General features: G+C 64.5%; 1 protein-coding gene. It reads left to right on the top strand.

The genetic code is table 11. From position 1 onward, the window contains the following. Window positions 1-431, top strand: a 431-nt coding sequence (locus tag K6N12_RS33705) for a D-apionate lactonase family protein (protein WP_485064278.1), incomplete at both ends; no start/stop codon positions are given.

Here is a 431-nt window from a genome sequence, read left to right as displayed (position 1 = left end):
GGCAAAGTCCGTCCTGACGGAGATCGCTCCTCAGGAACTCCTCTTCCATTTCGACCCGAGTGCCGGGCACGGCGTCGACGCGCTCAGGCGGTTCGCAGCAATCGCGACGGCCCATCGCGGCTGCTCGACGTTGGAGATCGCCCTTCCCTGCAAATCAGTCCCGGCGAGCGAGACCGCCGAGATCGCCCGCCAGTTGCAGCTGGCGGAATTCAAGCCGGATGCGATCATGATCTCGCCTTCGGTCGACCGGCAGTCGACGCCGCCCGGCAGCACCTGGCCGGATTGCCCGCCTTTGGATGAAGTCTATACCGCCGCTCGCGCTGCCTTTCCCGGCATTCGCATTGGCGGCGGCATGCTGAGCTATTTCACCGAGCTCAACCGGAAGCGTGTCCCGGATGGACAGCTCGACTTCGTCAGCCACTGCACCAATC

This window comes from Rhizobium redzepovicii (genome assembly GCF_019793435.1).
Classification (GTDB): domain Bacteria; phylum Pseudomonadota; class Alphaproteobacteria; order Rhizobiales; family Rhizobiaceae; genus Rhizobium; species Rhizobium redzepovicii.
The sequence above is the reverse complement of the archived record's forward strand: the minus strand, read 5'-3'. Positions and strand labels throughout refer to the sequence as shown.